The organism is Burkholderia sp. CpTa8-5 (assembly GCF_017815045.1).
Lineage (GTDB): Bacteria > Pseudomonadota > Gammaproteobacteria > Burkholderiales > Burkholderiaceae > Burkholderia > Burkholderia sola.
In genome coordinates this window covers 330,224-356,722 of the sequence record NZ_JAGIQD010000005.1, presented here as the reverse complement: position 1 = coordinate 356,722, position 26,499 = coordinate 330,224, and the positions used below count along the sequence as shown (strand labels likewise).

Genomic DNA, 26,499 nt, shown 5'->3' with positions numbered 1-26,499 from the left:
CGATCTCCTTGCTAGAACGGCAGGTTGAGCGACAGGAAGCCGGTTTCGGAGCGCTCGCGCTGGCCGTCGTATGCGTGACTGCTGACCTCGACGCCGTAGCTCAGCGTGATGTCGTGCTTGAACGTCCACGCGTGCTCGAGGCGCGCGCTCCACAGCGGGCTGGTGCCGAAGCCGCGCTCGTTGTACACGCCGCCCGACACCGACACGCGCTGTTGCAGCCCCACGTCCCCCTTCTTGAACAGCGTCAACTGATGCATCACGGTCGCGGCGGCCGCGTAGTCGCGACCGGGGCTGAAGTAGGGCGCGTCCCGGCGCGTGTTGCTGTCGGTACCGAGGTTCAGCGAGACGTTGACGAGCTGGTTCGCAGCCGTGTACACGCGCTGCGTGGCGGTCGCCGCGATCTCCTGGTGGAAGTTCGAATCGCTGTAGCGGCTCACGCCGTAGCTCAGCCTGACCTGGCGTCGGTCGTTCTGGCGATACACGACCTCGACGTTCGCGGAGCGGCCCCAGATGTGCGCGGCATACGCCTTCCACGGCAGCGAGTTGTCGTTGGTGTCGAGCCCGGCGCTGACCGTCCAGTAGTCGTTCAGCGCGTACGCGATCGTCCCGCGGCCGCCGGTTCGACCGTCCCCGCCCATCGAGCGCGTGACTTCGCCCAGCACCGTGAGCGGCCCATGCCGGTAGTCGCCGCCGATGCCCGTGCGCGTGCGGCTGAGGTTGCCGTCGTCGGTCTGCGCGAAACCGTAGAACGTGTGCGAAAACACGCGCCAGTTGTCGCCGAATGGTTGCGAATACACATAGCTGTCCGACGTGAAGCTGTTGTTGGCCAGTGCGCTGTTGCCGTGCTCGAAGCTCAGGTCGGTCGTGAACACCGGGCTGCGGTACGCTTTGTAGTCGCGCTTGAAGCCGCGCACGGCGCCGCTGTCCGGGAACGTGTTGCCGAGCGTCTGGTCGACGGTCTTCGCGGTCGCGTAGTCGTCCGCCACGAGCGACGCGCGGCCGAGGCCCGCGAGCATCTCGACGCTGTCCGGGTGATCGGTCAGCGACGCGCGATACATCGAGATCGCCTGGCGCGGATGCGACTGGCCCGATACGGCGTCGGCGTGCGCGGCGCGGATCTCCGCGTTGAACGGCACCTGCTTCTCGAGTTCTTCGAGCGCGGCAATCCCCTGGTCGACGTGTCCGGTGAAGATCAGGTACTGCGCGCGCAGCCGGTAGTAGCGCAGATAGTCGCTTTCTCCGGGACCGACGTTGGTCACCTGCTTGACCGGCGGCAGCGACTTCTCCATGTCGTCGAGCACCTGTTTCGCTTCGGGCGCACGCGCCTGGTCGACGTACGACCAGAACAGCCCTTCGCGCAGCTCGATCGGCTGCGTGCGGGCGCCGTACTGGAAGCCGCGGGTCGCGCGATCCGTCGGCGACGCGGTCGCCTGCTGCAGCGCACGCGCGTAGACGGCGTTCGCCTTGGCCGGCTCGCTCAGGTACAGGTAGGCGTCGCCGACGGCCGCCAGCGCGTCGATCGAGATCTCCGCATTCGACGGAATCGTCTCGAACGTCGCGACGGCCGGCTTCATGTCGCCGCGTGCCGCAAGGGCGACGACCCGATCGCCCGCGAGCGCCGTGCGGACCGGCGTGTACTCGGGTGTGGCCGGCATCCGCTTGTCGAGGTCGTCGGCCGCGCGCAGCGCGTTGTCGAGCCCGTCGAAGCGGTCCGAACTCGTCATCGAGCGCGACTTGTCGCGTCCGCCGCGCACCTGCTGGCGAATCGACAGTTCTTCGAGTTGTGCGATGTCGACGGCGGAGAACGCATCGGGGCGGGCCTTCGCTTCGTCGAGCGCCTTGACCGCGCCGCCGCTCGTCGCGAGGCCGAACACGTCGTTGCGGACCGTCGCGACGTCGGCGGTGCGCAGATTCGGCGCCTGCGCATTGGGCGCCTCTACGTCGGGTCCTTGCGATCGCTGGATCGGCTCGCCGGGGAGCTGCGCGCCGGGTGACTGTGAAGTCGGTTGCCGGGACGACGGCGGCTCGGCGCCGGCGGGCTGGGTCATGGGCGTGGGCGAATTCGGCATCGGCGTGCCGGACGCCTGCGCGGTGAGCGTCGGCGTAGTCGGTGGTGCGGGCGGTGCGGGCGGTGCGGCGGTCGCGGTTTGGGCGGGCGGCTGCGGTGCATCCGACGTCTGCGCGCGTGGCGCCGACGTATCCGGCGGCGCGGTGTCGACGAATGCCTGCGCAAGCAGCATCGGCGCATTCGACGATGGCCCGCTCGGCTGCGCCGCATCGGGGTCCACCACGACCGTGGTCGGCATCGCCGGGTTCGATCCCTGCGCGATCTGCATCGACGTATCCGACGCCTGCGCGATCGGCGTCGGCGCTTGAGGGGGCTGCGTACCGGAACCCTGGGCGACCTGCGGCTGCGCGTCGCCTTCGCCGGCAAGGCACGGGCCGGACGCGACGAGCAGGCACAGCAGCGGCGCATGCAGGAGGATCCGCCGGGTCGGCGGAACGACGGTGGTGCATTGTTGTTGACGATTGTTAGCCACGGTGTCTCCTCACTTTGAAACGATCACATCGGTTGCACGCCCGACGGCGCGCGTCGCCGGCCGTGATGCCGGCCGTCATGCCGCCGGGCGGCAAGGCCCGACGACATCCGGCCCGCTCACAAGCGGTTGCGGATCGCTTGTCCAAGCAGCGCGCGCGATTCGCTGTTCTTCGGATCGATGGCGAGTGCACGGCTCGCGTTTTGCTCCACACAGCTCCATTCGTCGATCTGTGCGCACCAGCGCGCCTTGGCCAGCGCGCGGGCGCCTTCCAGCTCATCGTGTGTGACGCTGGTCGCTTCCATGTGCGACGCGCCGGCGAGATACGATTGCGGTTGCTGTTTCGGCACGGGGTCGGGGTGTTTTCTCGTGCGCGCCAGCGCCTGTGAACGGGATGTCCGGTGCGCGTCGCCGGCGCGCGCCGTGCGCCTGGCGGCCGACGCGGCGTGCGGCTCGGCCGCGAGCTTCGTCGCCGGCACATGCGCGGGGCGCATGGGTTTCACGTCGGAACGGGCCGTCGTTTGCGGCGGTACGGGCGGCTCGGCTGCGGCCGACATGGCCGGCGTCGCCGAGGCAGACGGCGGAATCGGCCCGGCCCGCGCGACCGTCGCCGTCGAGCCCGCGGGCGCCGCGGTGCCGGACGCGCCGCCCGTTGCCGCCACGATGAACTCGCGGTACTTGCCGGCGGCGTTTTCGATCACGCCGGCGATATCGTGCGTCACGCTCGCATGGCCGATCCTCGCGTCTCGCTCGACATACGCGAAGGCACCGAAGATCGCGGCAAATGCGGCGACGCTGAGCGCCGCATTCTTTCCCGGACCCCACGAGGGTTTCGGCTCACGGGCGGGCGAGTCGTCCGGTCGTTCTGCACGAGGCATTCAAGGCTCCTTGATTCGATACGTTCGACGAATGACGCGATCGGCGCGACGCTCACCATCGCAACTGCGTCGTGAGCGTGCCCGTCTCGACGATCGCGAACTGGGTTGCTCCCTGATAGGTCCCTTCGACCCGGTAGCTCGCATCCGGCACGCTGAACAGGCAGCGCGATCCCGATGCATTGAATTCGACGAGCACGCGCCCATGCCGGCGCAGGCGCACCTGCACGTTGGAGAGCGGCTGTCCGGTGCTCTCCGACAGGAAAGACACGCCCAGGTTGTACGGGCGTCCGTCAGGCGGAAGCGGCGCGGTACCGTCGATTCGCGCGTCACCGCAGATATACGAAATCACGTACCGGTTCGCCCCCGGCCCGGACGCCGGCGACGAAGCCGCCGGTGTCTGGGCCATGACGTTCATGCAGAGCGTGGAAAGCACGGCGCTCAGGAAAGGGCGAGCATGTTGTCGAAGCGAGGGTGACATTGCAATCTCCCGTCCAGACGCGATGACGCGCATCGACGCCGAGTCGAATTTGCCAACGTTCTTTTTGCGACAAGCTATTGATACACGATGGTTTTTGAACCAACAACTGCGTGTGGCCCGAATGGGACGAAGGGAAAGATCCTATCTAAACAGGATAAGGACGGATTGGTGAGGATTTCTTAATTCTGAATAAAGTCGAGAATTCCGAACATGGAAATTGCTCGTCGGTAGCGATGATCGAGCACGCTTTGAATCACGTCGGAGGTATCGATTTTCGTGCCGAAAAATAACGACTGATAAAAGAAACTATTGCACCTGTATTCAAGGCGAATCGATGAAGGTCCGAGTACAGGTGGCGGATTGTGAAATAAGGGTGCGACGTTTTTGATCATCCCGGCAGTTACAGGTAAATGGAAACTTGTGTAACAAGGTATTTCTGCCTGGAAAATCTGGCTGAATATTCTTACTTAATACCGAAAACAGTAAAAAATACGATGTGAATTCGCAAACGTTTGCGTTTTCCGCAGATCGATTACAGGTCTGCAAGGGATTTTATGGTGTCGGACGGGATTATCGATTGCTATTGAAACCACGCGCATTCGCGCCGTGGGCGCTCACGGCGCGAATGCGCGATCAGCGGCTGCCGCCCGCGCTTCGCCGCGCGCTGCGCATCGCCGGCGCGGCCGCCTCTTCGGTGCCGATCGCGCCGTCGAGCGCCGTGCGCGGCCGGTTCATGATGTAGGCCCACAGCTGTTCGGCCGCGAGCCCGCGCTTGCGCGCCGATCGATACAGGCGGATTTCGAGTTCGGTGATCCAGTCGCCGGCGCCCGCGCACACGAGCGTGCCGTCCACGAGCTCCTTCGCGACACAGCTTTCCGGCAGCCAGCCGATGCCATGCCCGGCCACGACCATGCCTTTCAGCGCCTCGGACATGTGCGTCTCGAAACACCGGTGCAGCACGTACGGCTCGGTCGCATTCAGCAGCAGCATCTCGACGATGTTGCCGAGAAACGCGCCCGACGAATACGCGAGCAGCGGCAGCGGCGCGTCGGGCGTGCCGGGCAGCTGGAACACCGGCTTGCCGCGCGCGTCGGGCGACGACACCGGCAGGATCCGCTCGACGCCGAGGCTGACGAACGGGAAGTGGTTCGGATCGAGCACGATCGGCAACTGCGGGTGGTGATAGCCGAGCAGCAGGTCGCATTCGCCTTCGACCAGTTGCTGCACGCCCTCCGGCACGTTCACCGCATTGACGCGGGCCGTGACGTGGCCGACCTCGCTATTGAGCTGCTTGAGCCATTCGGGAAACAGCGTGAACACGAGCGTGTGCGCGACGGCGAAGCGCACGACCTGGTCGCTCGCCGCGAACTGGTCGTAGCCGTTTACGAGATTGCGCGCCGCATACATGCTGCGCAGGATGTCCGCGGCGAGCCCGCGGAACATCTGGCCGGCGGGCGTCAGCGCGACCGGGTTGATGCTCCGGTCGACCAGCTTCGCGTCCATCCAGGTTTCGAGGGCGGCGATTCGTCTGCTGAACGCCGACTGCGTCAGGTGCCGGTGACGCGCGGCCCGGGAAAAACTCTTGGTATCCGCCAGGCTCAGGAAATCTTCCAGCCACTTTGCTTCCATTTCGATCTTCGCTTTTTATAGTCGGGCGCCTGAAAGGCGGCGCCGTCTGCTGCACCAACGTTCTAGCGTACCGCGCATCGCGCCGGTCGGGCCGATGTTTTTTTTCGATCGGTGTCAGTCGAAATATGCATGGGCGTTGTCGGCGGGATTACGGCTGCATAGCGTTGAGGGGCCGGACCGGTTAACCGGACAGTTCACCGCGTTGGACTGTCCCGGCCGCCCGGACGGCACTTCCCCAGGGCCGGCTGCGCCGTGTGCGTGCCGGCCCGCCCCGTTCACGGTCGTTCCGGGGGCCCGGCTCGCCGTTTTTGGTGCAGTGCAGATTGCACATTCGTGACACGCGGGGGAACTATGTTCGTCGGACGCGGCGCAGCATCGGCCGTGTGCGCTCGCGGCGCACCGCCAGCGCCCGTCGCGCCCGACGTTGCACCGTTATGGTGCGCAATGCCGCGCAGGCGTGCCTGCACGGCGCAAAACAGGGGGATATCGAAGGGATCGAGCAAGGCACGTTCCTTGCAAAGCAATCAGTACGCCGGTCCGGCATGCGCAATGCCGGGGAAAACGATCGATGGAGAGAAGATCGATGAAGCCATTCGATGAAATGCTGCAATCCGGCGACATGGTGAGGGCGCCTTACGCGCGCCTGAAACAATGGCTCGACACGCAGGATCCTGCGAGCCTCGCCCAGAAGGCCCACGACGCGGAAGGCGTGTTCCGCAAGACAGGCATCACGTTCGCCGTCTACGGCGACGCGGAAGCCGCCGAGCGGCTGATTCCGTTCGATATCGTCCCGCGCATCATCTCGGGTTCGGAATGGAGCCGGCTGTCGCTCGGCATCGAGCAGCGCGTGATGGCGCTGAACGCGTTCCTCGACGACATCTACCACCGCCAGGAAATCGTGCGCGCGGGCATCGTGCCGAAGCACCTGATCGCGCACAACGAGGCGTTCATCCCGGAGATGATCGACTTCCGGCCGCCCGGCAACGTTTACACGCACATCATCGGCGTCGACATCGTGCGCACCGGCGAGAACGCGTTCTACGTGCTGGAAGACAACGCGCGCACGCCGTCCGGCGTGTCGTACATGCTGGAAAATCGCGAAACGATGATGCAGCTTTTCCCCGAGCTGTTCCAGCAGGTGAAGGTGCGCCCGGTCGAAACCTATCCGCAGATGCTGCGCCAGTCGCTCGCGGCCGTGTGCCCGCCGGGCGGCAACGCCGACAACCCGACCATCGCGGTGCTCACGCCCGGCATCCACAATTCCGCGTACTACGAGCATTCGTTCCTCGCCGACCAGATGGGCGTGCACCTCGTCGAGGGCAGCGACCTGCAGGTGATCGACGGCCGCGTCGCGATGCGCACGACCGAAGGCTTCCAGCCGATCGACGTGCTGTACCGCCGCGTCGACGACGCGTTCCTCGATCCGCTGACGTTCCGCCCCGACTCGGTGCTCGGCGTGGCCGGCATCATGGACGTGTACCGCGCGGGCAACATCACGATCGCGAATGCGCCCGGCACCGGCATCGCCGACGACAAGGCGATCTACTCGTACATGCCGGAAATCGTCGAGTTCTACACGGGCCGCAAGGCGCTGCTGGAGAACGTGCCGACCTGGCGCTGCGGCGAGGCCGACAGCCTGAAGTACGTGCTCGCGCATCTCGACGAACTGGTCGTGAAGGAGGTGCACGGCTCGGGCGGCTACGGGATGCTGGTCGGGCCGTGCGCGTCGAAGGCCGAACTCGAGGCATTTTCCGCGAAGCTGCGCGCGCGTCCCGCGAACTACATCGCGCAACCGACGCTCGCGCTGTCCACGACGCCGATCCTGACCGACGCCGGCCTCGCGCCGCGCCACGTCGACCTGCGACCGTTCGTGCTGGTGTCGGACCGGATCCGCATCACGCCCGGCGGGCTCACGCGCGTCGCGCTGCAGGAAGGATCGCTGGTCGTCAACTCGAGCCAGGGCGGCGGCACCAAGGACACCTGGGTGCTGGCCGACTGAGCCGGGCACGACCGCGCGCGCCGGAGCCGGCGCGCGAACCGAACGAAGACGGAGTGGACACGAGATGCTTCTGGGACGTACTGCAAGCGGTCTCTACTGGATGTACCGCTATATCGAGCGCGCGGAGAATATCGCGCGCATCGTCGATGCCGGGCTGCGGATGGCGCTCACGCGCACGGCCGACGCGCCGGCCGAATGGTCGTCGGTGCTCGTCAGCTCGGGCGCGGACGACGGCTATCGGGAGAAATACGACGCGTATGCGGCCGATACCGTGACCGACTACCTGCTGCGCGACCGCGACAACCCGTCGAGCGTGCTGTCGTGCATCGAGGCCGCGCGCTCGAATGCGCGGATGGTGCGCACGGCGCTCACGCGCGAGGCGTGGGAAAGCGTGAACGGCGCGTGGCTCGCGCTGCGCCGCGCGTTCGCGCAGCCGGTGCCGGAAAGCGAGCTGCCGGCCGTGCTCGACCAGGTGAAACGCGAAACCGCACTGATTCTCGGCAGCTTCTACAGCACGATGCTGCGCAACGAGATCTTCGATTTCGCGCAGATCGGCGCATTCATCGAACGCGCGGACAACACCGCGCGGATCATCGACGTGAAATACCACCTGCTGCTGCCGTCGGTATCGCACGTCGGCACAATCCTCGACAACTACCAATGGGAGACGATCCTGCGCTGCGTGGCCGCGCATCGTTCGTACCGCTGGGTGTACGACGTGCAGTACAAGCCCCTGAACATTGCCGACTACCTGATCCTGAACGGCCGCATGCCGCGTTCGCTGCGCTATTGCTACGGGCGCGTCGTATCGAGCCTGAACCTGCTCGCGAAGGATTACGGCGTGACACACCCGTGTCACGACACGGCCACGAAGATCCTGCAAATGCTGTCCGATACGTCGGTCGAGCGAATCTTCAAGAGCGGCCTGCACGAGTTCCTGACCGACTTCATCGGCCGCAACAACAGCCTCGGGCTCGAAATCGCCCAGGCTTACAACTTCGACTGAGACTTGCCATGCGACTCGCCATCCGACACATTTCGCGTTATCAGTTCGACGATCAGGCCACCCACGCGCTGCAACGGTTGCGGCTGCGCCCGCAGTCGGGCCCCGGGCAGACGGTGCGCGCGTGGCAGGTCACGATCGACGGCGTCGAGCCGACGCTGTCTTACGCCGACGGGCTCGGCAACCGGATCGACCTCGTGCGCCACGATCGCGGCGCGAAGGCCGAGATCGTCGTCGTGGCGGCCGGCGTCGTCGAGACGCAGGACCGCTCGGGCATTATCGGGAATCCTGAAGGCTATGCGCCGCCGTGGATCTTCGAGCGCGAAACAGCGCTCACGAAGGCCGGCGACACCGTGCGCGCGCTGACCGACGCGCTGCCGATCGAGCCGCACGGCCTCGACGCTTTGCACTGGCTGATGACGGAAGTGCACGGCCGCATCGCGTACGCGCCGAACCTGGCCGCCGACGCGCCCGTCGATGCGGAAACCGCGCTGCAAAGCGGCGAGGGCACGAGCCGCGACCATGCGCACGCGTTCATCGCGGCCGCCCGCGTGCTGAAGATCCCCGCGCGCTACATCTCGGGCTACGTGCTGGCCGACAGCGCGATGCAGCGCATCGCCGATGCGAAGCAGAATGGGACCGACGTCGAGGACGAGGAAGCGCTCGCGCTGCAGAGCGGCGACGGGATGCAGCAGGTGCTCGGCGCATCGCATGCCGCGCAATCGCAGTCGCAATCCCAGGGGCAGCCGCACGCGGCGCTCGGCGCGCAGCCGCAAGCCACGGCGCTGATGCAGCAGCCGGCCGGCCATGCGTGGGCGGAGGCCTATGTCGAAGGGCTCGGCTGGGTCGGTTTCGACCCGTTCATGAACCGTTGCCCGGACGAACGCTACGTGCGCATCGCGGTCGGCCTCGACCATCGCGACGCGCAGCCGGTGACGGGGCTCGGCGCGACGGCCGTCGGCGTCGAGATCAGCGTCGTGCAGACGCCGGAACTCGTCTGACCCGCGGCGCGCCTTCGCCGCATCCGCCATGCCGGGCCGCCGCGTTGCAAACGACGCGGCGTGCGCGGCCGGCCCAACCCGACTCGAGCTCCCATGTCCATCCACGTCGCGCTGCATCACACCACCCGCTATCGCTACGACCGGCTCGTCAACCTCGGCCCGCAGGTCGTGCGACTGCGGCCCGCGCCGCATTGCCGGACCCCGATCCTCGCGTATTCGATGACGGTCGAGCCCGCGCAGCACTTCATCAACTGGCAGCAGGATCCGTTCTCGAACTATCTCGCGCGGCTCGTGTTTCCGGAGCGCACCGAGCACTTCGAGATCACGATCGATCTCGTCGCCGAGATGTCGGTGTACAACCCGTTCGACTTCTTTCTCGAAGCGAGCGCGGAGCAATACCCGTTCAGCTATGACGACGCGCTGAAGACCGAACTCGCGCCGTATCTCGCGTGCGACCCGCAGACGAGCGCCGCGCCGCTGTTTCGCGCGTATCTCGACGGCGTCGACCGCACGCCGGCCGGCACCGTGAACTTCCTCGTCGCGCTGAACCAGCAGCTTCAGCGCGACATCGGTTATCTGGTGCGGATGGAGCCGGGCGTGCAGACGCCCGTGCAGACGCTCGAACTCGCGTCGGGCTCGTGCCGCGACAGCGCGTGGCTGCTCGTGCAGCTGTGCCGTCATCTCGGCATCGCCGCGCGCTTCGTGTCCGGCTACCTGATCCAGCTGACCCCCGACGTGAAATCGCTCGACGGCCCGAGCGGCACGTCGGTCGATTTCACCGACCTGCACGCATGGTGCGAGGTCTACCTGCCGGGCGCCGGCTGGATCGGCTTCGATCCGACGTCGGGCCTGCTCGCCGGGGAAGGGCATATTCCCCTCGCGTGCACGCCGCAGCCGACGAGCGCCGCGCCGGTCGAAGGGCTGATCGACGAGTGCGAGGTGTCGTTCGAGCACGAGATGAGCGTGACGCGCGTGTACGAATCGCCGCGCGTGACGAAGCCGTACACCGAATCGCAGTGGGAGGCCGTGCTCGCGCTCGGCACGCAGGTCGACGGCGCGCTGGCCGCCGGCGACGTGCGGCTCACGCAGGGCGGCGAGCCGACCTTCGTGTCGATCGACGATCGCGACGGCGCCGAGTGGAACACCGACGCGCTCGGCCCGACCAAGCGCGGCTACGCGACCGAACTCGTGCAGCGGCTGCGCGCCGAATACGGCGACGGCGGCTTCCTGCATTTCGGGCAGGGCAAGTGGTACCCGGGCGAGCAACTGCCGCGCTGGGCGCTGTCGATCTTCTGGCGCGCAGACGGTCAGCCCGTGTGGCACGATCCGTCGCTCTTTGCCGACGAGCGCGAACCGTCGTCGTACACCACCGACGACGCGAAGCGCTTCATCGATGCACTCGCCGCGCGGCTGAGCCTGAGCGGCGAATTCATCCAGCCTGGCTACGAGGACGTCTGGTATTACTTGTGGCGCGAGCGCCGGCTGCCCGTCAACGTCGATCCGTTCGATGCGCGCCTCGACGACGAGCTCGAACGCGCGCGGCTGCGCAAGGTTTTCGAGCAGCAGCTCGACAGCGTGGTCGGCTACGTGCTGCCGGTCAAGCGCACGGACGACGCGCCGGGCCTCGACGGGCCGCGCTGGCAGACGGGCCCGTGGTTCTTCCGCGACGAGCGGATGTATCTCGTGCCGGGCGATTCGCCGATGGGCTATCGGCTGCCGCTCGATTCGCTGCCGTGGGCGGCGCGCGCCGACTATCCGTACCTTGTCGAGCGCGATCCGTTCGCGCCGCGCGACGTGCTGCCGGACGCCGCCGCCATTCGCGCCCGTTACGCCGGCCCGGCCGACGCGCCGCGCTATCTGGCCGGCGTGCATCGCGAAGCGTCCGCGCAGACCGTGATGCAGTGGCGCGACGACGGCACGGCCGCGAGCGGCCGACCGGACGCCGCGGATCCGCATCGCCGGCCCGAGCGCTTCGAATCGGCCGCGTGGATCACGCGCACCGCGCTGTGCGTCGAAGTGCGCAACGGCATCTTGTACCTGTTCATGCCGCCGCTCGCCGCGCTCGAGGATTATCTCGACCTGCTCGGCGCGATCGAGCTGACCGCCCACGCACTCGGCGTGAAGCTCGTGCTCGAAGGCTATCCGCCGCCGCGCGACGCACGGCTGAAGCTGCTGCAGGTGACACCGGATCCCGGCGTGATCGAGGTGAACATCCATCCGGCCGCGAGCTTCGACGAGCTCGTCGACCACACCGAATTCCTGTACGACGCCGCGTGGCAATCGCGGCTGTGCAGCGAGAAGTTCATGGTCGACGGGCGGCACGTCGGCACGGGCGGCGGCAACCACTTCGTGCTCGGCGGCGCGACGCCGGCCGACAGCCCGTTCCTGCGCCGCCCCGATCTGCTCGCGAGCCTGATCGCGTACTGGCACAACCATCCGTCGCTGTCGTACCTGTTCTCGGGGCTGTTCATCGGGCCGACGAGCCAGGCGCCGCGTGTCGACGAGGCGCGCAACGACCAGCTTTACGAGCTCGACATCGCGTTCGCGGAGATCCAGCGCAACAAGCTGCTGTTCGGGCAGGACATGCCGCCGTGGCTCGTCGACCGCGTGCTGCGCAACCTGCTGATCGACGTGACGGGCAACACGCACCGCAGCGAGTTCTGCATCGACAAGCTGTATTCGCCCGATTCGTCCACCGGCCGGCTCGGCCTGCTCGAACTGCGCGCGTTCGAGATGCCGCCGCATGCGCGGATGAGCATCGTGCAGCAACTGCTGCTGCGCGCGCTGGTCGCGCGCTTCTGGGCCGCGCCGTACACGACGCCGCTCACGCGCTGGGGCACCGCGCTGCACGACCGGTTCATGCTGCCGGAATTTCTTCAGATGGATTTCGACGACGTGCTGGCCGAGCTGCGCGACGCCGGTTTCGCGTTCGATCCGGCGTGGTTCGCCCCGCACTTCGAATTCCGGTTTCCGCTGTTCGGGCAGATCGCGGTGAACGGGATGGAACTGTCGCTGCGCGGCGCGCTGGAACCGTGGCACGTGATGGGCGAGGAAGGCGCGCCCGGCGGCACGGTGCGCTACGTCGATTCGTCGGTCGAACGGCTCGAAGTGAGCGTGACGGGGCTGAACGACAACCGGCACGTCGTGACCGTCAACGGCCGCGCGCTGCCGCTGCAGCCGACCGGCACCGTCGGCGAATACGTCGCGGGCGTGCGCTACAAGGCGTGGTCGCCGCCGTCGGCGCTGCATCCGACCATCGGCGTGCACGCGCCGCTCACGTTCGACATCGTCGATACGTGGCTGCAACGCTCGCTTGGCGGCTGCCGGTATCACGTCGCGCATCCGGGCGGGCGCAACTACGCGACGTTCCCGGTCAATGCGTACGAAGCGGAGAGCCGCCGGCTCGCACGCTTCGTCGAGATCGGGCACACGCCGGGCCGGATGGAGGTCGCGGCCGCCGCGCCGAGCCGCGAATTCCCGTTTACGCTCGACTTGCGGCGGCCGTGATCGATCGATGACAGGGCGGACGACGATGCGCGGTTCGCGACCGCCCGGCGCACCGGCCGGTCGCGGCCCCGCCGGAATGCTAGGATGCGGGCAGAATGCGGTTCCGCACTGCGGCTTGCCGCCTGAATGGCGGCGCGCATGCGCGGCCGCACCCTGACGACGGAACGACATCGTGCCGCCCATTGACCTCGATCATCTCGCCGCCCTCGACGCGATGCCCACGCTTTTCGATACCGGCGCGCAGCCGGACGCCGCCGAACTGGCCGCCGCGCTCGCGGCGCCGGCCGCCGCCGGCCGCTACGACGAACTGCGCGGCAGCGCGGCCGGCCTGCACGCGCCTGCGCTGGCGCCCGCGTGGCGCAGCTTCTTCACGTCGATCGGCAGCGACGGCGTGGCCGACCTCGACCGCCGCGCCGACGCGCTGCACCGGCGCATGCGCGAGAACGGCCTGTTCTACCAGTTGCACGAGCAGCGCGCCGGCGACGGCGCGGTCGGCCCGTGGTCGCTCGACCTGCTGCCGCTGATCGTCACGCCCGAGGACTGGGTCGGGATCGAGCGTGGCGTGCTGCAGCGCGTGCGGCTGCTCAATGCGACGCTGGCCGACCTGTACGGGCCGCAGACGATCCTGCAGCGCGGGCTGCTGCCGCCCGCGCTCGTGACCGGCCACCCCGGGTATCTGCGTGCGATGCGCGGCGCGCGCGTGCCGGGCGATACGTGGCTGCACGTCGTCGCGTTCGATCTCGCGCGCGGCCCGGACGGCCAATGGCGGATCGTCGCGCAGCACACGCAGGGCCCGGCCGGGCTCGGCTACCTGCTCGAGAACCGGCTGATCGTGTCGCGGCTCTTTCCGCGCGGGTTTCGCGGGCTGCGCGTGCAGCGGCTTGCGTCCGCGTACCGCGCGCTGCTGCAGAGCATGCAGTCGCTCAGCCCTGCCGCGAAGAGTTCGCGGATCGTGCTGCTGACGCCGGGGCCGCACAGCGCGACCTATTTCGAGCATGCGTATCTCGCGCGCTATCTCGGCCTCACGCTCGTCGAAGGCGGCGACCTGACCGCGCGCGACAACCGCGTGTTCCTGAAGACGCTGAGCGGGCTCGAACCGGTGCACGGCATCCTGCGGCGCGTCGACGATGCGTGGCTCGATCCGCTCGAACTGCGGCCCGATTCGATGCTCGGCGTGCCGGGGCTGTTGCAGGCCGTGCGCGCGGGCAACGTGCTGCTCGCGAACGCGCCGGGCTCGGGCTTCCTCGAGTCGCCGGCGATGCTCGGCTTCATGCCGCGTCTCGCGGAAGCGCTGCTCGGCGAAACGCTGACGCTGCCGGCCGTGCATTCGTGGTGGTGCGGCGAGGCGGCCGCGTGCGACGACGCGCTGCCGCAGCTCGCGCGCGGCATCGTGAAGGCATCCTATCCACCCGACGTGCAGGAAGGCGGTGCATTCGAACCGGTGATCGGCGCGCGGCTCACGCAGGCGCAACTGGCGGAATGGCGCGCGCGGATTCTCGCGCAGCCCGAACACTACACGGTGCAGGCCGACCTGCCGCTGTCGCAGGCGCCGACCTGGCCGCGGCCCGACGCGCCCGACGGCAACGACAGCGCGCGCATCGTGCCGAAGCCGCTGCTGCTGCGCGTGTTCGCGCTCGCCGACGGCGCGCAGCGCTGGCGGCTTCTGCCGGGCGGGCTGTCGCGGGTCGGCACGCGCGACGCGCTGTTCAACGCGCCGATGCCGCGCGGCGGCAGCACCGTCGACACGTGGGTGATGACCGAGGGCATCGTCGATTCGACGACGCTGCTGCAGACGCATCTCGGCCCCGACGACCTCATCGAACGGCCGCGCGCGATCGCGAGCCGGGCGGCCGAGAACCTGTTCTGGCTCGGCCGCTACACCGAGCGCGCGACCAACCTGATGCGCCTCGCGCGCGCCGCGCTCGAACGGCTGCGCGGCGAAGACGACGTCGACAGTCCCGCGCATCTGGAACTGATCGACACGTTGTGCCGGGACACCGGGCTGATCGCGGCCGACGCGCCGCACGCCGTCGATGCGCCGCGCGCGTTCCAGCATGAGCTGGCGACGTCGCTGACGCGCGGCGCCGACCGCACGTCGGGGATCGCGTCGTGCCTGTTCGGCATGCGCGGCGCGGCTGCCGCGATCCGCGAACGGCTGTCGAGCGATCAGTGGCGGCTGATCGACGACGCGACCCAACTGTTCGCCGACAGCGCAGGACAGCAGGAAGCGGAGGAGCAGGTCGGCAACGACGCGCTGCAGTTGCTCGAGCGCCTCGGCCTGCTGCTCGGCGCGATCACCGGTGCGCAGACCGACAACATGACGCGCGACGACGGCTGGCGATTGCTGTCGATCGGCCGGCAGATCGACCGGCTCGACTTCCTGTGCAGCGTACTGAAGTTCGCGTTCGACGAAGGCGCCGTGCATCGGCAGGACGGCTTCGAGCTCGTGCTCGAACTGTTCGACAGCACGATCACGTTCCGCTCGCGCTTCCAGCGCGGCTTCGACGTCGCGCCGCTGCTGTCGCTCGTCGTGCTCGATACCGACAACCCGCGCTCGCTCGGCTGGGTCGTGCAGGCGCTGCGCGGCCGGCTGACGAAGGTCGAACGCGGCGAAGGCTATGCGCTGTCGGAACTGGCCGAGACGGTTCCGGACATCCCCGCGTGGTCGCTGCACGAGCTGTGCGAGACCGCCGAAGACGGCCGACACGACAAGCTGCTCGCCGCGCTCGACACGACGGTAAAGGCCGTCTGGGAGCTGTCGAACCGGATCGGCGAGCGCTATTTCAGCCACGTGCGCGAGGCGGGCAGGACGCTATGGTGACGACGAAAGGCGCACCGAAAACCCCGGCTGGTTCCGGCAACGCACGGCAGGCGCCGCCCTCGGCTCCGGCGGCGACGGTTGCGCCGGCCGCCGTTGCGCCGGGCCGGTTGCTGCGTGTCACGCACGACACCGAATACCGTTATGCGGCGCGCGTCGAATCCGCGCAGCACCAGGCACGCCTGCAACCGCTCGCGACGCCGCGCCAGCAGGTGCTGTCGTTCTCGCTCGACATCGAACCCGCACCGGAATCGGTTTGTACCGAAGTCGACGCGTTCGGCAATGCACGTGCTTCGTTCGCGCTGAACCTGCCGCACGACACGTTGCTGGTGCGCAGCCGCAGCACCGTGCGCGTGACGCCGCCCATGTGGTCGCTCGGCGCGCGCGGCGCGCCGCCGCCTGCGATCGCGAACCCGGACGCCGCGCATGGCACCGCATGGGAGGCCGTGCGCGACCGCCTGCGGTTCCGCGCGGGGCAGCCTTACGACCCGGCGAGCGAATTCGTGTTCGCGTCGCCGCACGTGGCGTGCGACCCGGAACTCGCCGCATACGCGGCCGCGAGCTTCACGCCGCAACGGCCGCTCGTGCAGGCGGCATGGGACCTGATGCGGCGCGTGCATGCCGATTTCGCGTACACGCCGAACAGCACCGACATCACGACGTCGGCGCTCGACGCGCTGCGGTTGCGCAAGGGCGTGTGCCAGGATTTCGCGCACGTGATGATCGGCGCGCTGCGCTCGCTCGGGCTGGCCGCGCGTTACGTCAGCGGCTACCTGCTCACGCAGCCGCCGCCGGGCCAGCCGCGGCTGATCGGCGCCGACGCTTCGCATGCGTGGGTCGAGGTTTACGACCCCGCGTGGCCCGAGGACAACGGATGGCTGCAACTCGATCCCACCAACGATCGTGCTCCCGGCGACGACTACGTGATGCTGTCGGTCGGCCGCGATTATGCCGACGTGACGCCGCTGCGCGGCGTGATCCGCGGCGGCGGCGCGGATCAGGAGCTGAAGGTCGGTGTGACGGTCGAGCCGCTCGATGCGGCCTGAGGGTACTGTCAGGCGGGGCTCGCGCGCTTTAAGTCTTCGTTAATTCTGCACGCCTAGCATGGTGATGCCGGCGGACGGCTCGGACCCCGGTCCGGCGCGCCGGCGGCACGCGCGGGTGCGTCGACGTCACGGCGCCGCGCCGTCGCGCGTCGCCATTTCCCTGCAACGGCGGCGGACATGATCAAGAATTTCGACTATACGCTCGGCAACGAGAAGATCGAGCTTTGTGCGAGCTTCGGCGCGGGTCCGGCATTCCGCCGTGTGCTCGTGAGCCGTGCGGATTCGATGGAAACACTGGTGGTGCTCGACGCACGCGGGCTGTCGGGCCTGCTGAAGGTGGCGACCGAAGAACCGGAAGGGCTGCTCGACGACGCGATCCGCAAGGTCGGTGACGAACAGCTCGTCGAGCGGGCGATCCGCGGCCGGACGATCGTCGAAGCCGCACTGTGATCGGGCGGCGCGTGAGCGTGCCGGCAGGCACGGCAACACGCGCCGCGTCGCGTGACGTCGCTCAGGCGGCGAACCGGTCCGTCGCCACAACCAGCGCCTCCAGAATCCCCGGCTCGTTGTACGCGTGCCCGGCGCCGGGCACGATTTCGAACGTGGCGTCCGGCCACGCCTTCGACAACTCCCACGCGGTGCGCGCCGGCGTCGCGATGTCGTAGCGGCCCTGCACGATCACGCCAGGGATGCCGGCGAGACGATGCGCGTCGCGCAGCAACTGGCCTTCCTCGACGAAGCCCTTGTTCACGAAGTAGTGGTTTTCGATCCGCGCGAACACGAGCGCATAGTGGCCGTCCGCGAAGTGCGCGGCGAGCGCGGGATCGGGCAGCAGCGTGATCGTGCGGCCCTCCCAGATGCTCCATGCGCGCGCGGCTTCGAGTTTCGCGGCTTCGTCGTCGCCGGTCAGCCGACGATGGTAGGCGGCCATCAGGTCGCCGCGCTCGGCTTCCGGAATCGGCGCGAGGAAGTCTTCCCAGTGATCGGGGAACAGCCACGACGCGCCGTCCTGGTAGTACCACAGCAATTCCGCGCGACGCATCGTGAAGATGCCGCGCACGATCAGCGCGCTCACGCGTTCCGGATGGGTTTCCGCATACGCGATCGCCAGTGCGCTGCCCCACGAGCCGCCGAACACCAGCCATTGCTCGGCGCCGACCATCTCGCGCAGGCGCTCGATATCGGCGACCAGATGCCACGTCGTGTTGTTCTCGAGGCTCGCATGCGGCGTCGAGCGCCCGCAGCCGCGCTGGTCGAACAGCAGGATGTCGTAGCGCTCGGGATCGAACAGGCGGCGATGGTCGGGGCCGCAGCCGGCGCCCGGGCCGCCGTGCAGGAATACGGCGGGCTTGCCGGCCGGATTGCCGCAGCGCTCCCAGTAGATGCGATGGCCGTCGCCGGTGTCGAGGTGGCCGTGGGCGTAGGGTTCGATCGGTGGGTACACAGGCAGGCTCCGGGTGAGGGTCGACAGGAGGCGGACGAGGCGCGGACCGGTGTGCGGGCGGGGTACGGTACTGCGTGGATTGCTGCGCCGCAAAAGTCGTTGCGTGGGCATCGGACCGGCCGCCGCCGGACAAGGTTTGTCATTATGCCCATTCGTCGCGCCGGACGTTGACCCGCCGGGAAGCGGCGTCGCCGGCGGTGTGAGTCACGCGGATTTTTGAAGCAATTTCATTCCGATATTTTTCATACAAAATCCGGCGACAGGTCGGCGGGCTGATCGGACGCCGGCCCATTCCCGCTCCTTCACCGTGCCAACGGAAACCAGCCGATGAACCATCGCGTCACGCAGTTGACCGGGTTGCGCGCCGTCGCGGTCGCGATGGTCGTCGTCGGTCATGCCGAGCATGTGCTACCCGGCGGCTATACCGGCTGGTACGCGCCGTTGCGGCTGATCGCCGATGGGCGGCTCGGCGTGCTGATCTTCTTCGTGCTGAGCGGTTTCCTGATCACCAACGTGCTGCGCGCCGAGTTCGCGCGCACGGGCGGCATCGCGCTGACGTCGTTCTACGTGCGCCGGGCGCTGCGGATCTGGCCAGCTTGCTACGTGTATCTCGCGGCGGTGGCGATCGTCGCGTTCGCCGGCGGGTTCGATGTCGACCGCCGGCAGTGGCTTTATGCGGCGCTGCACCTGTGGAATTACTCGGCGTGGTTCGGGCTGACCGGGGACAACGCGCTGCATCCGGACGGCGCGTGGTACCTCGGCCATTTCTGGTCGCTCGCGCTCGAGGAGCAGTTCTACTGGTTCTGGCCGCTGCTGTTCGTGTTCGGCATCCGCCGCACCGGCACGCGCTGGCTGGCCGCGCTGATCCTGATCGTACCGCTGGTCCGTGCGACCACGTATTTCCTCGCGCCCGCGCTGCGCGGACAACTCGGGATGATGCTGCATACGGGTATCGATCCGATCCTGATCGGCTGCTATGCGTCGCTCAACCGCGAACGGCTCGAAGCGTGGATCGGCTCGTGGCGCGGCGAGGCGCGCATCGTGACGGCGCTCGTGTTCGTCGTGCTGCTCGGCATGCCGCTCGCCGAACACCGGCTCGGCGGCTTCTGGAATGCGACGTACGGCGTGACGCTCGAAGCCGCGCTGATCGCGATCGTCATCGTCGTGCTGAATTTTCGCAGCGAGTTCTGGTGCGCGCGCTGGCTGCGCGCCCGGCCGGTGGTGTTCGTCGGCACGATCTCGTTCAGTCTTTATCTGTGGCAGCAGCCTTTTGCGAATCCGGATCTGCCGGTGCCGCATGGGTTTCCGCTGGGCATCGTATGGGCGCTGATTGCCGCGACCGCCAGCTATTTCCTCGTCGAAAAGCCGTTCCTGCGGCTGAAGGATCGCTATTCGGCGCGCGAGGCGCGACGCGTGCGGGACGACGCATTGCGGAGGCCGGCGCCGACCGAGGCGATCGGGCCGAAGGTGGTGGAATAGGTGGGCGGGGTGGTGATTCGCGTGGCCTTACTTGAAGCGCTTCTTCGAGGCGGGTGAATACCAGAAGTCGCGGAACATATCGATTCCATACGACTTGCCGTCGTATTTGACGATCGTGCGCACGGTACGTTTCCCGGTGGCCGAGCCATTGTCGTCGTCGCTTTCCATATCGGTGACGTGCGCCGTAATCGATAGATCCGCGAAACCGTTGTGAGACGTTTTCTCGACAGCAATCGTCATGTGCGCAGATTCACTACGCAAGTCGCTCGTGTCGGGGCCGCAAGCGGTGCCCGTGGTGGCTACCCAGCCATGGAGATTTGTACCGAACACCGGCCGGAGGCGGGCGCCGTCGCGAATCCACAGCGTCAGGTCGTTCTCGGGGTATGCGTCCACGCAACTTGGCCCGCGCGCGCTGCTGGTAAACACGACGCCGAACGCACGCACGTCGGGCGACAACCGGTAGGGCGCCGTGTCGATGCGGTAGCTGTTCTCGCCGATCTCAGTCGCCGCATCCTCTTCGACCACCGATCTATCGGCCGCCACGACCTTGCCGCCCTCGACGAGCGCGACGACCTGCAGCTTTTTGCTCTCGTCCGGGTTCTTGCTTTTGGGCAGCGAATCGAACGCGACGGCCGCGATCGTCGTTTGCGGCGCGTTCGGCATGGCCTTGCATGACGACGCGACGACGAGCCGATCCGCGTCGCGCGTGGCGATGCGTGCGCTCGCGATGCCGGCCCAGCGGGCGATGGCTGTGACGGTTTCGTCGCCGCAAGGATGATTATCGGCGGCGTGAGCGACGGGGAAGGCGGCGAGCGCCAGTATTGGGGCGAAGCGCAGGACTCTCATTGTCGCGATCGGAAATGTCTCTTCATGGATTTTCGTGGGTGTCGTTTACCGGCCCGTTGTTGCCGTTGAGCTTTGACGAAAGCTGTTGTTCAATGAGATGTTAGGCGGCAACCGCAAGAACCTAGTTAAGTGCACCACAGCACTCCTTGTATCGCTTTCCGCTTCCGCAGGGGCACCGCGCGTTTCGGGACACCGCCGGCGCTGACTGCAAAGCTTTCTTTACGGCCTCTTCGAGCACCAAAAGCTCACTTGCCTGAATCACGTATCCAAGGTTGTTCGGGATACTTCCAACTGCTATCGACTTCGTATCCGTTGGAACGTCAACTACGACGATCTCGCCGGTTGTAGTGTGTTGAGGGCCGGCGTACAGGGTTCCAAGCAATGCCACTCGACTTCCTGCACAAAGCGAACCGTTCGGGCTGACATAGCTTCCAATATTCGCCAAGAATACGGGGGATCCTGACGAGCCAGGGAAGCAAGCCGCATCAATGAGGAACTCAGGCTTCCCGTTCAATTTCAGCTTGGGATGTGTTGCCGTAATTCCCTTTCTGATGATTGGTAGATTGTGAAGCTGATCCCATAGACCGTTGGGGTAACCAATCATCACGATCTCCTCCATCGGAGGCAAAGACTCCAGAAGATCGTTGCTTGCGAGCGCCCCTTTACCAAGAGGTACAAAATGATAGGCCCGCCCGTCCTTGCTTGCACTATTTAAGATTGGGCCTATAGGAAAGGCAACTAGATCTATCGTGGCTGTAGGGTGGGGTATGCAATATTTACCCAAATCGTTAAGGACTACGGCCTCATGCTTCCCAAGCTCTGGAGTACCGTCTTTATTCTTCAACGTTAAATGAAAGACTCCTCGGATCGCACCCTCGACAACATGCTTGTTCGTCACTACGCAGGGAAGTACTGTCCCCTCTGCCTCGCAGAACATAAAGATGTAGCCAGAACCCGACGAAATTCTATTCTGTGAATCCGTGCATTCAATGCGCACCGTGCTATGCACAAGTTGCGTGATGGGATGGATGAACTGAGACATCGATCAAAGCGCTTTACGTTCAAAGATTTTCGAAGAATAAAAAAGGCCCTTGCGGGCCTTTCGTCGACGAAGATGCGGACAACGCTTACCGCGTCAACGCCGTAAACCCCTCCAGCAACCGCTCGACATCGGCCGCCTGAATCGCGCCCATCGTCGAGATCCGGAACAGTTCCTTCGACAGCCCGCCTTGCCCGGCATAAATCACGAAGCCGCGTGCCTTCAGCCCGTCGTGCAGCGCTTCGTACGTTACACCTTGCGGCAGCCGATACGCACGCAGCACGACCGACGACGCACCTTCCGGCAGCACCAGCGGCATCCCGCGCGCCGCAAGCCCGGCCTGCGCCTGGTCGGCAAGCGCCTTGTAATGCGCATGCCGCGCGCGCCAGCCGCCAGCCTCGTCAAACTCGCGCAGCGCCTCGACGAGCGCGTAATACGCATGCACGGAAGGCGTAAACGGCGTATTCCGCTGATCCTGCAGCTTCGCAAGCCGCCCGAGATCGAGGTAGTAAGTCCGGCTCGCGGCTTTCACGAGCGCGCTGCGGCGCACGATCACGAACGCCGCGCCCGGCACGCCGTGCAGGCACTTGTTCGCGGTAGCGGCAACGGCGTCGATCACGCCACCGCCGAAATCGATCGCTTCCGCACCGAAGCTGCTGACGCCATCGACAAGCATCTTCACGCCACGGGCACGACAGACTTCGGCGATCGCATCGAGATCATTCAGCCGGCCCGTCGTCGTTTCATGATGAATCACCGCGACGTGCGAATAACCGCCGGCGTCAAGACGCGCACCGATCTGCGCGAGATCCGGCGCCTGCATCCACTCATGCTTGAGCACGTCATGCGCGATGCCGTACTGCGTGGCGATCTGCGTGATCCGCTCGCCGTACACGCCGTTCTCGATCACGAGCAGCTTGCCGTCCTGCGGCACGAGCGCCGCGATCATGCTCTCGACGGCGGCCGTGCCCGAACCCGTCATCAGCACGGCAGCCCATTCGGCCGGATCGAGTTCGTACGCGGCGACGAGGCGCGCGCGCGCTTCATCCTGCAGGTCGAAGAATTCGCCTTCGCGATGGCACAGATCGGGTTGCAGCAGGCTGCGGCGCACGCGTTCGGTGAGCGTGACCGGGCCGGGGTTCAGCAGCAGCATCAATGGGCTCCTTCAACGTGGGCTTCGGTCTGCTCGGCGCCGATGTGCCGCATCAGACGGGTCTTGACCTCGACCGGCGTGACGGTCGGGCGGGGCAGGCCGTCGGGCACGCCCGTGCGGATCGCCACGCGAACGAACTGCGCACCGGATGGCCGGCCCCCCTCGCTGGTTGAGGCGAGCGTCGCATCGAGCACGTCGAGCGTATCGCCTTCGACCGCCGACGCGTAACCGCAAGCGGCCGCGACGCCCGCGAACGACACATGCTGCGACACCGTCGCCTGGCCGCCCGTCGATTCGTGCGCGCCATTGTCGAGCAGCGCGTGCGTGAGGTTGGCCGGGCCGTAGGTGCCGAGCGTCGCGAACACGCCCATGCGCATCAGCGCGGCGCCGTCGCCGTCGACGGCCACCACGCGCAGGTCGGGGCGCGCGAGCGCGAGGCCGAGCGCGAGCGGCGTCACGCAGCCCATCGAGCCGACCATGTACAGCTGGTTCGGGCGATCGTCGAGCGCGTAGAGTTCGCGCCCGCAGAAACCGGTCGATGCGAGCACGACGGTCGAATCGACCGGCGTATGCGCGATCACGCGCTGCAGCGCGTCGTGACGGGTCGGCCACGCGTCGGCCGATGCGGCGCGCGACGACGATTGCGCGGCGACGTGCGCGCGCGGCTTCGCGGCCGGGTTCGCCTTCAGTTCATACGGCGCGACGCTGCCTTTCTGCATCACGAGCGCGTACGGGCGGCCCGTCGCGTCCATGTGCGCGATCGCGCGGTCGAGTGCCGGGCCGACCTGTTCGGGGTCGGTCGGGAACGTCTCCCACGGGATCTCCATCGTGTCGAGCATCGCCGGCGTGATCGGGCCCATCAGCGCATGCTGCGGCTCGTCGGCTACGCCCGGCTGGCCGCGCCACGTGACGATCAGCAACTGCGGCAGGCGGAACGTCCAGGTCAGCGACGTGAGCGGGCTCACCGCGTTGCCGAGCCCGGAGTTCTGCATCATCGCGATCCCGCGCTTGCCGCCGAGCGTCGCGCCCGCGATCAGCGCGACCGCGTCGCCTTCGTTCGCGGCCGACACGTAGTGCAGCGTCGGGTCCTGCAGCACGTAATTGATGAACGGCGTCAGGTACGAGCAGGGCACGCCCGCGTACCAGTCGAAGCCGCGTTCGCGCGCGGCCTCGACGAACTGGGCCGCTTCGATCATTGCGCGCCCCCGTTGCCGGTACCCGGTTCGGACAGCGGCGTCTGGCCGTGCGCGAAGTCGCCCGCGCGACGGAAGTCTTCCAGATCGTTGACGCCGCGCCAGTGGCCGTGCACGTACTGCACCTCGATCTTCTCGCCGGCGGCGATCAGCTCGTTCAGCAGCGACGGGATGTCGAGCGTGTCGAAATCAGGACGTGCCTGCAGCGTCGCGAGCATCGCCTTCAGGCGGTCGACGCCGGCGCCGCGCACGTTCAGCAGACCGATCCAGCGGCCGTGCGGCGTGCCCGCGGCGACGTCGCTCGATACGCGTTGCAGATAGGTCTTCTGGCCGAACAGGCCGCGATCGTCGGCTGCCGAGCAGAGGGCGAAGTCGCGCACGCTCTGATTGGTCTCGGTGAGCGACGAATCGACCACCACGCTGAACTCGGCCTCGCTCTCGGCGAGGTCGCGCACGATGTAGCTGCGGAACAGCAGGTCGCCGTACGAGATCACGGTGTCGCCGGTCAGGCGTTCGGCCGCGCATGCGAGCGACGCGAGCTCGCCGGTCTGCGCGTGGCGCTCGTTGACGATGAGCTTGATGCCCGACGTATCGATCGCATCGGCGCGATAGCCGCCAACCACGGTGATGTCGTTCACGCCGTGCGTCTTGAAGCCGTCGACGAGCCAGCGCAGCAGCGGCTTGCCGGCGACCGGCAGCATGACCTTCGGCTTGTCTTCGGTCACGGCTTCGAGGCCCTTGCCGCGGCTCGCGGCGAGCACGATCGCGGCGTTCGACGCGCGCGACGACGACGACAGGTAGATACGCTCGGCGGCCGAGTACTCGTCGGCGTCCTGCAGGCGGAAGATCTCGTTGACCGACGCAACCCGGTCCTCGACGTTGATCAGCGTTTCGCTTTCGTGGATCTCGCGCGCGGTCGCCTGCATCGCCGATGCCGACGCGCGGATCAGATGATTCGCCCAGATCACGGTGCTGATGCCGGCCTGGCGGAACACGTCGGTCGGCGTGCTGTAGTACTTGGTCGGCACGATCACGAGCGGCGCCTTGCCGCTCCATTCGCGCGCGAACTGCAGGATCTCGTCCGGGCGCGACAGCTTGCTGTGGATCAGGATCGCGTCGGCGCCGGCTTCCGCGTACGCGTTCGCGCGGCGCAGCGCCTCGTCCATCCCCCAGCCTGCGATCAGCGCCTCGACGCGCGCGACGATCGAGAAGTCGGGATCGGTCTGCGAATCCTTGCCGGCCTTGATCTTGCCGCAGAATTCGTCGATTTCCGCGAGCGGCTGGCGCTCGCCGCCGATGAAGCTGTTGGTCTTCGGGAACTGCTTGTCCTCGATGCAGACGCCCGCGATACCGCGCTGTTCGAGCTTCTTCACGAGGCGGCGCACGTTGTTGAAGTTGCCGTAGCCGGTGTCGCCGTCGAGCAGGATCGGCAGGTCGCTCGCATCGGCCATGAACTCGAGCACGTCGACGACCTGGGTCCAGCTCGCTTCGTTGTTGTCGCGCACGCCGAACTGCGCGGAGATCGCGAGGCCCGACGCCCAGATGCCCTTGAAGCCGGCTTCGCGGACGATCCGCGCGGACAGGCCGTTGTGCGCTTCCATCAGGAATTCGAGATCGCTGCTCACGAGCATGCGGCGCAGGCGCGCGCTGCGCGATTCGGTGAAGTTGGGTTCGCGTGCGTTCATCGTGCGGCTCCGGCGGTGGTGCGTTGAATCAGGGGAAGAATGTCTTGCGTCGCGCGTGCGACGTCGTTCGGGAAGTCGATCTCGATCCACGGCGAGCCGGTGACGTCGGCGACGTCGAACGAATGGCCGCCTTCGAGCAGCAGGTCGCGCACGGCTTCCTCGTGCGGCATGTTCGCGCGGCCGCTGTCGACGTAGCCCGCGACGATCGTCGCGAGGCGGCGTGCGGTGCCTTCGGTGAAGCGGAAGAAGCCGACCGATTCGCCGATCGTGTCGTAGTCGAGGTCGACCGCGAGCTGCTTGCGCAGCTCGACCGGCACGCCGTTCTTCAGGCACAGCTTGACGGGTTCGTCGCCGGCCTCGAAGTCGCGGTCGATCAGCAGGCGGTCGACGGTCTTGTCGGCATCGGCCACCAGCGCGTGCAGGATGTTCTCGTCGTACAGCACGTCCGCGTCCATCAGCAGCACGTCGCCGCCGCGCGTCATCGCATCGGCGACGGTATGCACGGTCAGCACGCTGCCGAGGTCGTAGCGGTCGTTGATCACGATCTCGGCGGTGCGGCCGAGGCGCTTGAGCTCCTGTTCGACCTTCTCGTGCTGGAAGCCGAGCCCGAGCACGATGTCATCGACGCCCGCGGCGTCGAGCACGCGCAGATGGCGCTCGAGCAGCGACACGTCGTCGAAGCGCAGCAGGCACTTCGGGAACTGCGCCTCGGGCGGTTGTTGCAGGCGCAAGCCGAGGCCTGCCGCAAGAATGATGGCTCGCAT

The 26,499-nt window shown here is 67.1% G+C and carries 19 protein-coding genes; 8 read left to right on the top strand and 11 right to left on the bottom strand.

The window, feature by feature from the left end:
- Positions 1-11 precede the first annotated feature (11 nt).
- The 4 genes from pgaA to J8I35_RS11350 form a co-directional block, all read right to left on the bottom strand.
- On the bottom strand, positions 12-2,540 hold the full coding sequence (pgaA, locus tag J8I35_RS11365) for a poly-beta-1,6 N-acetyl-D-glucosamine export porin PgaA (protein WP_209925439.1): 2,529 nt from the start codon (positions 2,538-2,540) through the stop codon (positions 12-14).
- Between the two features lie 116 nt (positions 2,541-2,656).
- Positions 2,657-3,415, bottom strand: coding sequence for a hypothetical protein (locus J8I35_RS11360; protein ID WP_209925437.1), 759 nt, complete (start codon positions 3,413-3,415; stop codon positions 2,657-2,659).
- A 52-nt stretch (positions 3,416-3,467) separates the two neighbouring features.
- Complete coding sequence (locus J8I35_RS11355; protein ID WP_050018025.1) at positions 3,468-3,893, bottom strand: hypothetical protein; 426 nt, start codon at positions 3,891-3,893, stop codon at positions 3,468-3,470.
- A 633-nt stretch (positions 3,894-4,526) separates the two neighbouring features.
- On the bottom strand, positions 4,527-5,522 hold the full coding sequence (locus J8I35_RS11350; RefSeq protein ID WP_050018026.1) for a LysR substrate-binding domain-containing protein: 996 nt from the start codon (positions 5,520-5,522) through the stop codon (positions 4,527-4,529).
- A 583-nt stretch (positions 5,523-6,105) separates the two neighbouring features.
- On the opposite strand from J8I35_RS11350, the gene J8I35_RS11345 reads away from it, so the two are divergent.
- The 7 genes from J8I35_RS11345 (at position 6,106) to J8I35_RS11315 (ending at position 17,346) form a co-directional block, all read left to right on the top strand.
- Complete coding sequence (locus J8I35_RS11345) at positions 6,106-7,521, top strand: circularly permuted type 2 ATP-grasp protein (protein WP_050018027.1); 1,416 nt, start codon at positions 6,106-6,108, stop codon at positions 7,519-7,521.
- 64 nt (positions 7,522-7,585) lie between these two features.
- Positions 7,586-8,527 (top strand): alpha-E domain-containing protein, encoded by a 942-nt coding sequence (locus J8I35_RS11340; protein WP_050018028.1) that lies wholly within the window; start codon positions 7,586-7,588, stop codon positions 8,525-8,527.
- Between the two features lie 8 nt (positions 8,528-8,535).
- Positions 8,536-9,525 (top strand): transglutaminase family protein, encoded by a 990-nt coding sequence (locus tag J8I35_RS11335; protein ID WP_209925435.1) that lies wholly within the window; start codon positions 8,536-8,538, stop codon positions 9,523-9,525.
- 93 nt (positions 9,526-9,618) lie between these two features.
- Positions 9,619-13,032 (top strand): transglutaminase family protein, encoded by a 3,414-nt coding sequence (locus J8I35_RS11330; protein WP_209925434.1) that lies wholly within the window; start codon positions 9,619-9,621, stop codon positions 13,030-13,032.
- Between the two features lie 214 nt (positions 13,033-13,246).
- Positions 13,247-15,853 carry a circularly permuted type 2 ATP-grasp protein gene (locus J8I35_RS11325; RefSeq protein ID WP_209925463.1) on the top strand — a complete coding sequence of 869 codons (2,607 nt, stop codon included), beginning with the start codon at positions 13,247-13,249 and terminating at the stop codon, positions 15,851-15,853.
- Positions 15,847-16,896: a transglutaminase family protein gene (locus J8I35_RS11320; protein WP_209925432.1), complete on the top strand. Its 1,050-nt coding sequence runs from the start codon at positions 15,847-15,849 to the stop codon at positions 16,894-16,896. The genes J8I35_RS11325 and J8I35_RS11320 overlap by 7 nt, the downstream gene beginning before the upstream one ends.
- 177 nt (positions 16,897-17,073) lie before the next feature.
- Complete coding sequence (locus tag J8I35_RS11315; RefSeq protein WP_124638543.1) at positions 17,074-17,346, top strand: hypothetical protein; 273 nt, start codon at positions 17,074-17,076, stop codon at positions 17,344-17,346.
- 61 nt (positions 17,347-17,407) lie between these two features.
- Here the strand turns inward: J8I35_RS11315 and pip are convergent, their stop codons facing one another.
- Complete coding sequence (pip, locus tag J8I35_RS11310; protein WP_209925430.1) at positions 17,408-18,340, bottom strand: prolyl aminopeptidase; 933 nt, start codon at positions 18,338-18,340, stop codon at positions 17,408-17,410.
- Between the two features lie 327 nt (positions 18,341-18,667).
- Here pip and J8I35_RS11305 point away from each other — a divergent pair, with 327 nt between their 5' ends.
- Positions 18,668-19,819, top strand: a complete 1,152-nt coding sequence (locus J8I35_RS11305; RefSeq protein ID WP_209925428.1) for an acyltransferase — start codon at positions 18,668-18,670, stop codon at positions 19,817-19,819.
- 27 nt (positions 19,820-19,846) lie between these two features.
- Here J8I35_RS11305 and J8I35_RS11300 read toward each other — a convergent pair whose 3' ends face one another.
- The 6 genes from J8I35_RS11300 to J8I35_RS11275 form a co-directional block, all read right to left on the bottom strand.
- Complete coding sequence (locus J8I35_RS11300; protein ID WP_209925427.1) at positions 19,847-20,665, bottom strand: multidrug ABC transporter ATPase; 819 nt, start codon at positions 20,663-20,665, stop codon at positions 19,847-19,849.
- 121 nt (positions 20,666-20,786) lie between these two features.
- A complete protein-coding gene (locus tag J8I35_RS11295) occupies positions 20,787-21,707 on the bottom strand; it encodes a serine protease (RefSeq protein WP_209925426.1) in 921 nt (306 codons plus the stop codon).
- An 85-nt stretch (positions 21,708-21,792) separates the two neighbouring features.
- Complete coding sequence (locus tag J8I35_RS11290; protein WP_124554117.1) at positions 21,793-22,857, bottom strand: 2-aminoethylphosphonate aminotransferase; 1,065 nt, start codon at positions 22,855-22,857, stop codon at positions 21,793-21,795.
- Positions 22,857-24,053 carry a phosphonopyruvate decarboxylase gene (gene aepY / locus J8I35_RS11285; RefSeq protein WP_209925425.1) on the bottom strand — a complete coding sequence of 399 codons (1,197 nt, stop codon included), beginning with the start codon at positions 24,051-24,053 and terminating at the stop codon, positions 22,857-22,859. Before aepY ends, J8I35_RS11290 begins: the two co-directional genes overlap by 1 nt.
- Positions 24,050-25,735: a phosphoenolpyruvate mutase gene (gene aepX / locus J8I35_RS11280; RefSeq protein WP_209925424.1), complete on the bottom strand. Its 1,686-nt coding sequence runs from the start codon at positions 25,733-25,735 to the stop codon at positions 24,050-24,052. Before aepX ends, aepY begins: the two co-directional genes overlap by 4 nt.
- Positions 25,732-26,499, bottom strand: coding sequence for a phosphocholine cytidylyltransferase family protein (locus J8I35_RS11275; RefSeq protein WP_050010761.1), 768 nt, complete (start codon positions 26,497-26,499; stop codon positions 25,732-25,734). The genes aepX and J8I35_RS11275 overlap by 4 nt, the downstream gene beginning before the upstream one ends.